Here is a 13337-nt window from a genome sequence, read left to right on the forward strand (position 1 = left end):
ATGCACACTCAAGAACGGATCGCGCGTGAACTGAACGTCAACCGCTCGCTGGGCAAAGGTGGCGAGCCCGAGGAGATTCAACGGCGCATCGACTTCATCAAGACCACCTTGCGCGATTCAGGCTGCAAGGCGCTGGTGCTGGGCATCAGCGGCGGTGTCGACTCACTGGTTGCAGGCCGCCTGTGCCAGCTGGCGGCGCAGCAACTGCGCGAAGAAGACTACGCCGCGCGCTTTATCGCCATGCGTCTGCCCTATAAGACCCAGGGCGACGAACACGATGCCCAGGCTTCCCTGGACTTTATCCTGCCGGACCATATCGACACCCTCGACATCGCGGCCAGTGTCGACGGCCTGATGGCCAGCCTGGCCGCTGCCGAAGCCAGCGCCGCCCAACTCGATTTCATCAAGGGCAACGTCAAGGCCCGTGCGCGCATGATCGCGCAATACGCGGTCGCCAACCTGCACAATGGCCTGGTGGTCGGCACCGACCAGGCGGCCGAAGCGCTGATGGGCTTTTTCACCAAATTCGGCGACGGCGCCTGCGACCTGGCGCCGCTGTCCGGCCTGACCAAAACCCAGGTGCGCCTGCTGGGCACGGCCCTCGGCGCTCCAACGAACCTGGCTTACAAGCCGCCCACCGCAGACCTTGAAGAACTGGCACCGGGAAAACTGGATGAGGACGCCTACGGCTGTTCGTATGAAGAAATCGACGCCTACCTGATGGGCGAGCCGGTGAGTGAGCGGGTGAGGGGACTAGTCGAGGCGGCCTACAGCAAGACAGCGCACAAACGCGCGCTGCCCTTCGTGCCGTTGTGATCAACGCTCGATCGAACGACTCCATCGCGCGTTCCACTCCGGACGTGCCTGGTTGACCTGGTCCCAATCGATCGAAATCGCCGTCTGCAGGTAACCCTGCATCGCCTCGACCCGTGCGCGGGTCTTGTCGGTGGTCGGCGTGGTCGGGTTTGACGGGATCTGATCACCGTCTTCCAGTGCTGGCGCCTGGGCTTGGGCGCTGAGCAGGAACGCCGCGAGCTTCTGCGCCAGTTCCGGCTGGTCATTGCGCGCGATCACGCATTCGGCCACGTTCAGCACCACTGCGCCTTCCTTGGGTTGCGCGTATTCCATGGGCACGCCGAGCAGTTTCTGGGTGGCGACCTGGGTCGGCGTCAGGGGGAAGATCGCCGCTTCGTCGGTTTGCACCATCTCGGAGATTTTTGCCGAGCTGGCGATGTATTCCAGCACGTTGGGGCCGACGGTCTTCGGCCACGCCTTGAAGCCTGGCTCCACGTCGGCCTCGCTGCCGCCCTGGATACGGTTGAACATCAGGAAAGCGTGCAAGCCGAAGGTGGAGGATGCCAGGGACTGGAACACCACTTTTTCCTTGAAGCGCGGGTCGGCTAAGTCCATCCAGGAGGTGGGCGCGGCCCAGCCGTTTTCCTTGAACATTTTGGCGTTGTAGCCAAGGCCCGTGACGCCGAGGGTCACGGCCACGGCCTGGTCCTTGATTTTTGCCTTGGCCGGGATCTGCTCCAGGGTCGGGCTGGGCGCCAGTTTGTCGCACAGGCCCATGGAGATGGCGCGGTACATGATGCCGTCGTCGAGGAACATCACATGCATCTGCGGGTTGTCCTTGTTGGCCTGCACCTTGGCAAGAATGTCCGACGAGGTGCCCGGCACAATCACCACTTTGACGTCGTTGGCCTTTTCGAAGGCAGGCAGCACTTTATCGGCGTAGACCCGTTCCATGGTGCCGCCGTTCATGCCCAGGTACAGCGTGGACGCGGCATGGGCATTGGACGCGAGCAAGGTGAGGGACAAGCAGGACAGCGCGGTACGTGGGTTCATGGGATTTTTTCCTCTCAGGCTTGGAAACGACGGATGGAAAACGCTTCAATGGGCTGGCGGCTGGCACCCGAGCAGACGATCTCTGCCAGGGCTTCACCGACCGCAGGGCCGAGCTGGAACCCGGCGCCGGCAAAACCGAAACCGTGGAGCAGGCCGGGTTGGGTGCTGCTGGGGCCGATCACCGGTTCATGATCGGGTAGATAACCTTCGGTGCCGCTCCAGGTACGGATGGCCTGGGCCCCGCGCAGGAATGGGTACAGCTCACCCGCATTGCGCAAGATCTCCAGCACCGCCGCGTGGCCGGGCCGGGCCTGCTGCGAGCCAAGGGCGAAGCCGCGACCACCGCCGAGGATGCAGTTGCCGCGCGCCACTTGCCGCGCATAGATGCCGCCGCCTTCGACGCCGGTGCTCACGTTCATCACCCTCGGCAACGGCTCGGTCACCAGCATCGCCGGGTGTGCCGAGATCATCGGCACCGGTTCGCCAAATTGCGCGGCGACGCTGCCGGCCCACGCACCTGCGCAGTTGAGCAGCCATGGCGCCTGCAGGTGAAGGCCATTGGCGCAATGCACCTGGAAGCGCTGGCCGTCATGGTCGATGCGGCTCACTTCTGCCTGCTCATAAACGCAGGCGCCACTGCGTTGCGCCGCTCGGGCGAAGGCCGGCGATACCAGGCGCGGATTGGCGTGGCCGTCGTCGGGGCAGAGCGAGGCGCCCACTGCGATGTCGCCCACCCACGGGAAGCGCTCGCGCAACTGGGTGTAATCGAGCAATTGCAGGTTCAGGCCAAAGCCACGGGTGTGCGCGGCATAGGCTTCAAGCGCGGCAAAATCCCCATGACTGCGCGCCAGTTTCAGGTGTCCGGAGCGCACGTATTCGCCGTCGATGCCGATCAATCCAGGCAGGTCGGCCCACAACTGATGGGCGCGCTGTGACAGCGGTAACTGATGCAAGGGCCGTCCTTGGCGCCGCACGCCGCCGTAATTCACGCCGCTGGAGTGCGAGCCGCAAAAGTCGCGCTCGACCAGCGCCACCCGCTGACCCTGGCGCGCAAGCATCAAGGCCGCCGACGCGCCAACAATCCCGCCGCCCAACACAATAACGTCGATCACGGCTGCACCTGCACGCCGAACGGCAGCGGCTTGATCGGCGCCTGGGCACGCAGGCGCCCGACCTGTTCAATGCTCCGTCCGCTGCGCTCGGCGACGATCTCCGCCGCCGCCAGCCCGCACATGCGCCCCTGGCAGCGGCCCATGCCAACACGGCAATGGGCCTTGACCCGGTTGATCTCCCAGTGGCCTTCATCCACCACAGCGCGCACCTCGCCCACACTGACTTCTTCGCAGCGGCACAGGGTCAACGCATCCGGGGCCTGCGCGGCCCATTGTTCAGGGAAGGGAAACGCGGTTTCCAGGCCCTGGCGAAAGCGCTGGATGCGCGCCAGCTGCTGTTCCAGCCGGGTGATGCGACGCTGATCGACCCCCTTGCCGATATCTTCCAGTACGGCCAGCGCTGCACGCTCACCGGCCAATTGCGCCGCGTCGGCGCCCATGATGCCGGCACCGTCGCCCGCCAGGTAAACCTGCGCCACGCTGCTGCGCCCGGCGCTGTCGCGGCGCGGCAACCAGGCCCGGTTCAGGCGGTTCCAGGCAAACGCGCAACCGAGCAGGTCTGCCAGTTGCGTCTCACTGCGCAGCGCGTGGGCGAAGGCCACGGCGTCGCACGCCAGGCGCTGTTCGCCCCAGCGAATACCGCTGACCCGCTGTTCGCCGTCAATCTGTCGCAGGGTGGCGCCCTGATGCACGGCAACCCCGTGGGCGGTCAGCCAGGCGCGGTAGTACACGCCCTTGGCCAGGGTCAGCGGCTGCCCGAGCAGCGCCGGCAGCGCACGGCATTGGGCGCGCAACGGCGCGCTGTCGAGTACCGCCACCACCTGGGCGCCGGCCTTGGCATATTGGTAAGCCACTAAATACAGCAAGGGCCCCGAACCACAGAACGCGACGCGCTCGCCAATGGCGCAGCCCTGATATTTCAATGCAATCTGTGCGGCGCCCAGGCTGTAGACGCCGGGCAAGGTCCAGCCTGGCACCGGCAGGATACGGTCGGTGGCCCCGGTGGCGACGATGATCCGCGAGTACTCGACGCGCTCGGCACGGCCCTCTGTGAGCGTGTCCAGGCATGTGTCTTCGGCATTCCACACCAGGGTGTCGGGGCGATAGTCGATCAGCGGTGCCAGCTCGTCCAGGGTGCGATGCACGGCCTGGGCCTTACCCGCTTCGAAGCCGTAAAGCTGCTTGGCCGAGCGTTGGAAGTTCACCGGTTGGCGCCGATAGACCTGCCCGCCGCCGCGCAGGCTTTCATCGATCAGGCACGGCTTGATGCCATGTTCGAGCAAGGTTCGCGCCGCCGTGATGCCGGCCGGGCCTGCGCCCACAATCACAATCGGTTTCATGCGTGGCGCCCCGGTTCACGGCTGATCGCCTGGCCCTCTTCCAGTAACGTCGAACAGGCGCGTACGCGGCGCCCGTCTGCAAGGCGCACCCAGCAGTCCTGGCAGGCGCCCATCAGGCAGAAACCGGCACGGCGCTCCGCGCTGAAATCGCTGCCGCGCAGGTGCTCGGCGCAGGTCAGAATGGCCGTCAGCAGGGTGTCGCCGAGCAGGCCAGCGGCCGGTTGGCCGTCCAGGGTGAATGCCAGGGCAGGGCGCTGGGTTTCAGTGAGTCGCTTGAACAGGGCCATCAGTGTTTCCCCACCAGCACGCGGTCCAGGCCGTACACCCGGTCGAGCAGAATCATGGTTGCCGCCGTCAGCGCGATCACCAGCGCCGAGACCGCCGCCATCATCGGGTCGATGGACTCGGTGGCGTACACGTACATGCGCACCGGCAGGGTTTGCGTGGCCGGTGAGCTGACGAATATCGACAGGGTCACCTCATCGAAACTGTTGATGAACGCCAACAGCCAGCCACCGGCCACGCCGGGCAGAATCATCGGCAGCGTGATCTGGCGAAACAGCGTAAAGCGGCCGGCACCGAGGGATTCGGCGGCCTGTTCGGCACTGCGGTCGATACCGATGGCGGCCGCCAGCACCAGGCGCAGCACATAGGGCGTGATGATCACCACATGCGCGAGCATCAGCCAGGTGAAGCTGCCATTCACGCCCATCAGCGCAAACAGGCGCAACATGGCGACGCCCAGGACCAGGTGCGGGATGATGATCGGCGACAGAAACAGCGCACTGAAAAAATCCCGTCCTGGGAACGAATAACGGCTGATCGCCAAGGCTGCCGGCACCGCAATCAGCGTGGCCAGCGTCGCGGCGGTAAACGCCAGGATCAGGCTGTTATAGAACGCCTGGATAAAGTCGGCGCGCTCGAACACCGCGCGAAACCAGCGCAGGGAGAAGCCCGACGTGGGCAGGCTCAAGGTGTTTTCCGGGGTGAAGGCCACCAGGCACACCACCACCAGCGGTGCCAGCATGAACACCACCACCAGGGCGTGGAAACCGAGGGCCAAAGGACCGTTTCTAGACATGCGCTCAAACCCCCAGGGACTTTTTGTAGCGGCCTTCGACCATGCGGTTCCAGCTCAGCATGATCAGCAGATTGACCAACAGCAGCACCACGGCGATGGTCGCGCCCATGGGCCAGTTGAGTTCCGAGAGGTATTGGTCGTACACCACCGTGGCGACCATTTTCAGGCGGCGCCCGCCGAGCAGGCCGGGGATGGCGAACGAACTGGCGGCCAGGCCGAACACAATCAGGGTGCCGGACAGTACGCCGGGCATCACTTGGGGCAAGACGATCTTGCGCATCACCGTGGCCTGGCTGGCCCCCAGCGACAATGCGGCCTGTTCAGCCGACGGGTCGAGCTTCTGCAACGAGGTCCAGACCGGGATGATCATGAACGGCAGCATCACATGCACCAGCGCGATGATCACCGCGAACGGTGTGTACAGCAGCTTCACCGGGCGGCCGCCGAGCATCTGGATCACTTGGTTGACCAGCCCGTCGGCGCCGAGCAGCAGGCTCCAGCCAAAGGCGCGCACCACCACCGAAATCAGCAACGGCGTGAGGATCAGGATCAGGAAAATCGAGCGCCATGGCGTGCCCATGCGGCTGAGGATATAGGCCTCCGGTACGCCGATCACCACGCACAGCAGGGTCACCAGCGCACTGATCCAGAAGGTGCGCCAGAAGATCTCGTAAAAGTAGGCATCACTGAACAGCGACAGGTAATGGGCGAAGGTCCACTCATCGGCCTTCACGCCTACCTGGTAATCGAACACGTTGAACGACAGCACCAGCGTCAGGCCCAGCGGCAGCACCAACAGCCCGGCAAACAGCACCAGCGCCGGCAGGGACAGCAAGTAGCCCCGGCTCATGGCTGCACCTCGTCCGGCGCCAAGACCCGCAACAGATCCGCCTGCCAATCCAGGCCCACTGCCGCGCCGTTGCCCAGCGGCGCGCTGCCGTCGTTGCTGCGTACCACGGTGATTTCGCCAAGGTCGGTATGGATACGGTACAGCCACTGGCTGCCGAAGAAGTAACGGTCCAGCACCTTGCCCTGCAAGCGACCCGAGCCCGCGTCCAGCAGTTGGATTTTCTCCGGGCGCAGGCTCAGGGTCAGCGCGCCAGCGCCGCTTGTATGACGCACCTGCGGGATGCCCAGGGCATCGTAGTCGCCGGCGAGCAGATTGGCCTTGCCGACGAAGTCCGAGATAAACCGTGTGCGCGGGTGCTCGTACAACCGGTAGGGCGCGTCGATCTGGGTCACGCGCCCGGCCTGCATCACCACCACGCGGTCGCTGATCGATAGCGCCTCGGCCTGATCGTGGGTGACCATCAAGGTGGTGATGCCCACCGCGCATTGAATACGGCGGATTTCGAACTGCATTTCTTCGCGCAGGTTGGCGTCGAGGTTGGACAGCGGCTCATCCAGCAGCAGCACCGGCGGCTCGATCACCAGCGCGCGGGCCAGGGCCACGCGCTGGCGTTGGCCGCCGGACAGCTCCCGGGGGTAGCGTTCGGCATGGGGGGCCAGGCGCACCAGCTCCAGCACGGTCTTGACCTTGGCGGCGATCTCGCCGGCGGGCACCTTGCGCATCTTCAGGCCGAAGGCGACGTTGTCGCGCACCGTCATGTGCGGGAACAGCGCATAGCTCTGGAACACTACGCCCAGGCCCCGGCTGGCGGGCTTGGCATGGGTGATGTCGCGACCGTCGAGCAGGATCTGCCCGCCGCTCACATCGACGAAGCCGGCGATCATCTGCAAGGTGGTGGTTTTGCCGCAACCCGAGGGGCCGAGCAGGGAAACGAATTCGCCTTTTTCCACCGCAAGGTCGGTGGCGACTACCGCATCGACGGCGCCGTAGCGTTTGCTCAAGGCGCGAAGTTGGAGAAATGCCATGTCTGCGTTCCACCTGTTTGAGTCGCGTCGAAACGCGCTTTTTTTGTTTTGGGCAGATGCGAAAGAACAGTTGCGGGTGCGCTGGCGCTCGATCTTCGGTCGGCTGCCGGTTGTTGTTCGTTTCGCCCCTGTGGACGCAGATTAGGACGAAGACTAGAGTGGACGGAAGACGGTATTTCACTGAATGGATGATTATTTTCTATTTTATTCATTCATCAGAATTTAATTGGAGACAAGGCGTGAATAATTCCACTGAGCGGAATGAAGATGCTAGGGAAGTTGGCTCAGGCGGCGTCTCTCGCCTGTTTGCACTGCTGCGCATCCTGGGTGAAGTGCCGGAAGGCGGTGAACGCGTGACCCAGCTTGCGCAGCAGGTCGGCCTCTCGCAACCGACCACCCACCGCCTCCTGCGCAGCCTGATGGACGAAGGCATGGTCGAGCAGGACGCGCGCAGCAAGCGCTACCGCCTGAGCCTGGAGTTCTTTGCCCTGGCGGCGAATGCCGGCAAAACCGGCAACCTGCGCGACCTGGTACGGCCAAGCCTGTTGCGCTTGAGTGCGTCGCTGGGCGATTCGTTGTTCCTGCTGGCCCGCAGTGGCTTCGACGCAATCTGCCTGGACCGCAGCGAAGGCCCGTACCCGATCCGTACCTTCACCGGCGATATCGGTGGGCGCGTGGCGCTAGGCGTGGGGCAGGGCAGCCTGGCGATCCTGGCATTCCTGCCCGAGGAAGAGCGCGAAACGGTAATCCGCTACAACCTGCCACGGCTCAGGGATTTCCATGTGTACGACGAGGTGCTGTTGCGTTCGGAGGTCGAGAATGTGCGCAGCCTGGGGTATGCCGCGCGTAACACGGGCGTGCTCGAAGGTATGGCTGGGCTGGCGGTGCCCATTCTTAACCGTGACGGGCATGCGGTGGCGGCGTTGAGCGTAGCGACCATCAGCGATCGCCTGGGGCCGAGCCGTTTGCCGATGGTGGTGGAATTGTTGAAGCGAGAGGCGGCGGCGATCGGGCCACGGATCAATCCGTTTGATCCGACGTTGCGCCGGCCTTCGCAGGCGTTTGGTGGGTAGTCCATTTCTGATGCGAAAGCGTATATGAGAGAGCGGGGCTTTTCAGATCGGTCCTACGCAAATGCCATTCTTTTTCGCATCGTTGCACAGGCTTTTACTTTGCGGGCGACGGTAAATTCCTTGCGTGTAACTGCATGTTTATTTGGAACTGCACTGTTTTCGGTTGCCACCAAGAGGTAGCTGAATCGAGGGCTTACTGGCCTGGTTAAGCAGTTGTTACGTCCAAGACATGAGGTGTTGCAATGAATCCTAACTTCAACCAGCCGCTCTATTCGCCTCCACCCGCACAGAGCTTCGGATATACCCCTGCCGACTATGAGCGCAAGGCTACTGCGAACATGCCGAGCAACATGACCAGCATTTATTCCAATTCGGCAGTCGCAGAGTCGCTGCTACGCAATTTTGAATACTTCTCGTCTGGAGCTGCTTTCGTTACGCGAGACTCGCTTATTGACTTTGCCAATCGTCCACTGGTAGACGGTGGTTACCATGATCAGATGACGTTGCTTGCCAGGGATATATTGGGCAGGGGCGACCTCCCACGCCTCTTTGATGGCGTTCAGAACGGCGGGCAGGAAGACGGGCTGATCAACCAAGAGGATGTGGAGCTAGCCATCAACCAGTTAGCTCAGCAAGGCGCATGTGGCTATCGGTCACCGGGTTATAACGGCGCGATGCAACGGCCAACAGGGGAGTTTGGGGCGCGCTATACCAGCGCGATGCAGCAACAGAGAGTCAACCAGCAGTTTGCTCCTGCGTTCTGCGAACGGCCTTTCTCCAATGTGCCGCGCGGCATGGAAGGCTGGGACGCGTCGCCACCTGCACCACGAGCGTTCGGGGCGCAGCAGCCGTTCTATGCGGGGATGCCAGTCAGTCAGCAGTGGAACCCCACGACGACAGGGCAGCGACCGTATGCGAATGACAGTAACGAAGCCTTATCGGCCAAAGTGCTCTCCCATTTCAGCAACCTGCAAGACCCCTCAACGGGGACGATCACTGACGCGTCACTGAGTGCTGCAGCGTCGGGATACGCTCTGGATGGTCGGCCTATCAGCGCGGCGGATGCCGCTATCGCGCAGGAGCTGCTGGAGCGGGGCCAACTGTTCAAGACCCTTGATCAAGGCCGCACTGGCACACTTGACGGCAGTATTGCCGGCAGGATCTGGGCGATGCAGCGAGTGAGTACCGCACAAATAGCAACGCCGAACTTCTGCAGGCCGTGAAAGATAATTTCAGGCAGTTTACCGCCGGTGGGACTGATGATTATGTCAATGTCAATGAGTTGAAAGAGGCGGCGGGTCTTATTCCGTCCGACCGAACGTTCAGCCCGCAAGCGCGCGAAGTGGCCTTGGAGTTGCTCAATCGTCCGGGATTATTGCGCGAGTTGGATATCGGCGTTCGGGAAGACGGTACGCCAGGCGCTGAAGATAAACGTTTCGACATGGTTAACATCGACCATATGATCAAGAAAGAGTCCTCCCCAGAGCGCGCCAAGCCTGACGCCAGCGCATCTGTGGGTAATTACTCCGTGGCTGCGGGTGGCTAGTATCGACTGAGCGCCAACGGCTGCTTCCGGTGACTCAGGTAGCAGCCGTCGGTGCTTGAGGCTTGTGCAGTGGGATCGTCATCTCGGCGTAGCATTCGCGGTTCAGCGCCAATAGACTCAAGCGATTGACGACACCACCGAGACCCAGGGCCCCGAATCATCATGGAAGTCATCCAACAACGACCGCTGTGGCAGGTCTATCTGTTTTTTCTGGCACCGATGGTGCTGTCCAACTTTCTGCAAAGCTTTTCCGGCACGCTCAACGGTATCTATGTCGGGCAGATGCTGGGTACCCACGCGCTGGCGGCGGTATCGGGCATGTTTCCCATCGTGTTTTTCTTCATTGCCCTGGTGATTGGCCTGGGGGCTGGCGCCTCGGTGTTGATCGGCCAGGCCTGGGGCGCCCGGGAGACGGGAATGGTCAAGGTGATCACCGGCGCCACGCTGACCCTCGGCGCGCTGGTGGGCCTGGTTGCCGCCCTGCTTGGCAGCCTGTTGGCCCGCCCGGCGTTGCAGGCGTTGGGAACCCCTGTCGATGTGCTTGACGATGCAGTGGGCTACGCCCAGGTGATGATGCTGATCATGCCGCTGTTGCTGGTATTCATTCTTTATACCCAGCTGCTGCGCGGTGTCAGCGATACCGTTTCACCTTTGTTGGCCTTGATGGTGTCGACCCTGGTGGGCTTGTTGCTGACGCCAGCGCTGATTCGCGGCTGGATCGGCCTGCCGCCCATGGGCATCCAGAGTGCGGCGTACGCGGGGCTGGCGGGGAATGCCTTGGCAATGCTGTTTCTGATCCTGCGCCTGCGCCACAAAAACTCGGTGATGGCGCCGGATCGCGACATGCTCGCCGCCTTGCGCCTGGACCGGGTGATCCTCGGCAAGGTCCTGCGCATCGGCCTGCCGACAGGCCTGCAGATGGTGGTGCTGTCGTTGTCGGAACTGGTCATCCTGGCGCTGGTCAACGGCCACGGTTCCCAGGCGACGGCGGCGTACGGCGCGGTGACGCAGATCGTCAACTACGTGCAGTTTCCGGCGCTGTCGATTGCTATCACCGCCTCGATCCTGGGGGCCCAGGCGATTGGCGCCGGGCGCCTGGAGCGCATCGGGCCGATCCTGCGCACCGGGCTGTTGATCAACACCGCCCTTACCGGTGGCCTGATCGTGCTCGGCTACGGGCTATCGCATTGGTTGCTGGGGCTGTTCATCACCGACGCCGCTGCCCGCGTCAACGCTGAGCACCTGTTGCACATCATGTTGTGGAGCATCCTGGTGTTCGGCTTCCAGGCCGTGATCGGCGGGATCATGCGCGCCAGCGGTGTGGTGTTGATACCGGTCGCCATCTCGATTTTCTGTGTGCTGTGCGTGGAGTTGCCGGTGGCCTACCTGTTCAATGCGCATTTTGGCCTCGAAGGCGTGTGGATGGCGTTTCCGGTGACTTACCTGGCGATGCTGGTGCTGCAGACCGCGTATTACCGCCTGGTATGGCGGCATAAGCAGATCAAGCGGCTGCTGTGATAAAAGGTTGCCCACCCAAGCAGAGAAGGCGCTTTATCGATGGCTAACCCTTACGCCGAGCTGTTCCAGGTGCCAGGCGCTCGCGCTTTTGTGCTGGCGGGAATGCTGGCACGCATGCCGATCTCCATGACCGGGATTGGCCTGATTACCATGCTCTCGCAGGTGCATGGCGGTTACGGCCTGGCGGGTTCGGTGGCGGCGGTATTCGCGTTGGCCACCGCGTTTTGCGCACCGCAGGTGTCACGCCTGGTGGACCGCTACAGCCAGGGCAGGGTGCTGCCCATTGCCGCGTCGATCGGTGGCGGCGCGTTGTTGATGGTGTTGCTGTGCACGCGTTTGCAGGCGCCAGGCTGGACGTTGTTCCTGTTCGCCGCATTGGCCGGCTGCATGCCCAATATGTCGGCGATGGTGCGGGCGCGCTGGACCGAGCTGTACCGTGGCCAGCCCAAGCTGCACACCGCCTTTGCCCTGGAGTCGGTACTCGATGAAGTGTGCTTCATCATCGGCCCGCCCATTTCCGTCGGCCTCAGTGTGGTGCTGTTCCCCGAGGCCGGGCCTTTGGTGGCGGCCGTATTGCTGGCGGTGGGCGTGACCACTTTCGTATTGCAACGCACCACTGAACCGCCGGTGCATGCACGTCACGATCATCACGGGCGCTGGTTGATCGCCTCGCCGTCGGTGCTGATCCTGATGACCTTGCTGCTCGCCATGGGTGTGATCGTCGGTGTGGTGGATGTGGTCAGCGTCGCGTTCGCCCAGCAGGCGGGCCACCCGACGGCAGCCAGTATTGTGTTGTCGGTTTACGCCATCGGTTCCTGCCTGGCAGGCTTGGCCTTCGGCATGCTCAAGCTCAAGGCGCCGCTGCCCCGGCAGTTTCTGTACTGCGGCGTAGCTACGGCCGTGACCACGTTGCCATTACTGTTGGTGACTGATATTCCGGGGCTGGCCGTGGCGATCTTTATCTCCGGTCTGTTCTTCGCCCCGACCCTGATCGTGTCCATGGCGCTGGTGGAGCAAGTCGTCCCACCCAGCCGCCTCACCGAAGGCATGACCTGGCTGATCACCGGCCTGAGCATCGGCGTGGCCATCGGCGCCGCCAGCTCCGGCTGGATGATTGACCACTTTGGCGCCGCCAGCGGGTTCTGGGTAGCACTGGCGGCGGGGGTGGTCGTGTTGGGTTCGGCGGTGCTGGGGTATCGGCGGTTAGGCAGTCAGCCGGTCGCCGCGCAAGGCTGCGGGAAATGATGGTGTAGAAACTCATCCAACGCCTGGCGTGTCAGGTCGTTCAACGTCACTTTCTTGCGGTTCGCCGCCAACGCTGCCGCCAGATGCAGGTCATGGCCGACGCGTACGTTGAACGAGCCCTTGCATGGCTTTTCAGGAGTTTGCCCGAGCGACTGGCAGGTGGCGAGGTAATCGTCCACCGCCTCTTGGAAGGCCGCGTCCAACTCTGCGACAGTCTTGCCTTCGTAGCTCACCAGGGCCTTGATGAACAGGATTTTGCCGAACAGGCAGTTGTCCTCGAGGCTGGCTTCGATGGAGCCGATGTAGCCTTTGTGTTTCAGTTGGTTGTTCACTGAATCAGTTCTCCTGATTTCAATTGTTCGATGATTTGGCGCCGAATGTAGTGTTTCAGTTCGTTGCCAGGGTGCGGCTTGTGCAAGGTGATCATTGCACTGGGGTCGCCAATGTCGAATTTGACCCGGCTTCCAGCCCCTTCAATCTGTATGTAGCCCAGTCGGCGCAACAGCGTTACGAGCTCAGACCAGGTGAATGCCATGTGCTCATTGAGCAGTTTGGCGAGCAGCTTTTCATTTTTGGACACGGCGTTCCCTGCGTGTAACTAAATGTAGTTGCAAAAAGTGGTGTACGTCAATGCTAGCTCGGTCTGATGCGTCTTTCCCGAGATTGATGTAACCCGTGATGACACCTCGCTTGCAGCTC

Annotated in this window: 16 protein-coding genes; 7 read left to right on the forward strand and 9 right to left on the reverse strand. The window is 62.7% G+C overall.

Going from position 1 to position 13337, the window contains the following annotated elements:
* The gene (nadE, locus tag C4J91_RS12110; protein ID WP_124362533.1) at positions 1-816 is read left to right on the forward strand and encodes an ammonia-dependent NAD(+) synthetase; all 816 of its coding nucleotides are present in this window, start codon (positions 1-3) and stop codon (positions 814-816) included.
* Here the strand turns inward: nadE and C4J91_RS12115 are convergent, their stop codons facing one another.
* The 7 genes from C4J91_RS12115 to C4J91_RS12145 are packed head-to-tail and all read right to left on the reverse strand — an operon-like array spanning position 817 to position 7256.
* Positions 817-1848, reverse strand: coding sequence for an ABC transporter substrate-binding protein (locus C4J91_RS12115; RefSeq protein ID WP_124362534.1), 1032 nt, complete (start codon positions 1846-1848; stop codon positions 817-819).
* Positions 1849-1862: 14 nt separating this feature from the next.
* Entirely contained in the window at positions 1863-2906 is a 1044-nt protein-coding gene (locus C4J91_RS12120; protein WP_256681690.1) for an FAD-binding oxidoreductase, read from the reverse strand.
* 50 nt (positions 2907-2956) lie between these two features.
* Positions 2957-4300 (reverse strand): NAD(P)/FAD-dependent oxidoreductase, encoded by a 1344-nt coding sequence (locus tag C4J91_RS12125; protein ID WP_124362536.1) that lies wholly within the window; start codon positions 4298-4300, stop codon positions 2957-2959.
* Positions 4297-4587 carry a (2Fe-2S)-binding protein gene (locus C4J91_RS12130; protein ID WP_124362537.1) on the reverse strand — a complete coding sequence of 97 codons (291 nt, stop codon included), beginning with the start codon at positions 4585-4587 and terminating at the stop codon, positions 4297-4299. The genes C4J91_RS12125 and C4J91_RS12130 overlap by 4 nt, the downstream gene beginning before the upstream one ends.
* Positions 4587-5381 carry an ABC transporter permease gene (locus C4J91_RS12135; RefSeq protein WP_124362538.1) on the reverse strand — a complete coding sequence of 265 codons (795 nt, stop codon included), beginning with the start codon at positions 5379-5381 and terminating at the stop codon, positions 4587-4589. Before C4J91_RS12135 ends, C4J91_RS12130 begins: the two co-directional genes overlap by 1 nt.
* 4 nt (positions 5382-5385) lie before the next feature.
* A complete protein-coding gene (locus C4J91_RS12140) occupies positions 5386-6231 on the reverse strand; it encodes an ABC transporter permease (protein ID WP_124362539.1) in 846 nt (281 codons plus the stop codon).
* A complete protein-coding gene (locus C4J91_RS12145) occupies positions 6228-7256 on the reverse strand; it encodes an ABC transporter ATP-binding protein (protein ID WP_124362540.1) in 1029 nt (342 codons plus the stop codon). Before C4J91_RS12145 ends, C4J91_RS12140 begins: the two co-directional genes overlap by 4 nt.
* Between C4J91_RS12145 and C4J91_RS27560 the strand changes: the two genes are divergently transcribed.
* The 6 genes from C4J91_RS27560 (at position 7255) to C4J91_RS12170 (ending at position 12638) form a co-directional block, all read left to right on the forward strand.
* Positions 7255-7401 carry a hypothetical protein gene (locus C4J91_RS27560; RefSeq protein WP_164484534.1) on the forward strand — a complete coding sequence of 49 codons (147 nt, stop codon included), beginning with the start codon at positions 7255-7257 and terminating at the stop codon, positions 7399-7401. The genes C4J91_RS12145 and C4J91_RS27560 overlap by 2 nt on opposite strands.
* A gap of 94 nt (positions 7402-7495) precedes the next feature.
* Positions 7496-8329, forward strand: a complete 834-nt coding sequence (locus C4J91_RS12150; protein WP_372238304.1) for an IclR family transcriptional regulator — start codon at positions 7496-7498, stop codon at positions 8327-8329.
* A gap of 242 nt (positions 8330-8571) precedes the next feature.
* Entirely contained in the window at positions 8572-9552 is a 981-nt protein-coding gene (locus C4J91_RS12155) for a hypothetical protein (protein ID WP_124362542.1), read from the forward strand.
* Positions 9549-9875 carry a hypothetical protein gene (locus C4J91_RS12160; protein ID WP_177412825.1) on the forward strand — a complete coding sequence of 109 codons (327 nt, stop codon included), beginning with the start codon at positions 9549-9551 and terminating at the stop codon, positions 9873-9875. The genes C4J91_RS12155 and C4J91_RS12160 overlap by 4 nt, the downstream gene beginning before the upstream one ends.
* A 162-nt stretch (positions 9876-10037) precedes the next feature.
* Entirely contained in the window at positions 10038-11393 is a 1356-nt protein-coding gene (locus tag C4J91_RS12165) for an MATE family efflux transporter (protein ID WP_124362543.1), read from the forward strand.
* Positions 11394-11432: 39 nt separating this feature from the next.
* Entirely contained in the window at positions 11433-12638 is a 1206-nt protein-coding gene (locus tag C4J91_RS12170; protein WP_124362544.1) for an MFS transporter, read from the forward strand.
* Here the strand turns inward: C4J91_RS12170 and C4J91_RS12175 are convergent.
* Together C4J91_RS12175 and C4J91_RS12180 are read right to left on the reverse strand one after the other, a co-directional pair.
* Complete coding sequence (locus C4J91_RS12175) at positions 12605-12970, reverse strand: type II toxin-antitoxin system HicB family antitoxin (protein WP_124362545.1); 366 nt, start codon at positions 12968-12970, stop codon at positions 12605-12607. The two genes, C4J91_RS12170 and C4J91_RS12175, sit on opposite strands and share 34 nt — an antisense overlap.
* Entirely contained in the window at positions 12967-13218 is a 252-nt protein-coding gene (locus C4J91_RS12180; RefSeq protein ID WP_124362546.1) for a type II toxin-antitoxin system HicA family toxin, read from the reverse strand. Before C4J91_RS12180 ends, C4J91_RS12175 begins: the two co-directional genes overlap by 4 nt.
* Positions 13219-13337: the final 119 nt, after the last annotated feature.

The organism is Pseudomonas sp. R3-52-08 (assembly GCF_003851745.1).
GTDB lineage: Bacteria > Pseudomonadota > Gammaproteobacteria > Pseudomonadales > Pseudomonadaceae > Aquipseudomonas.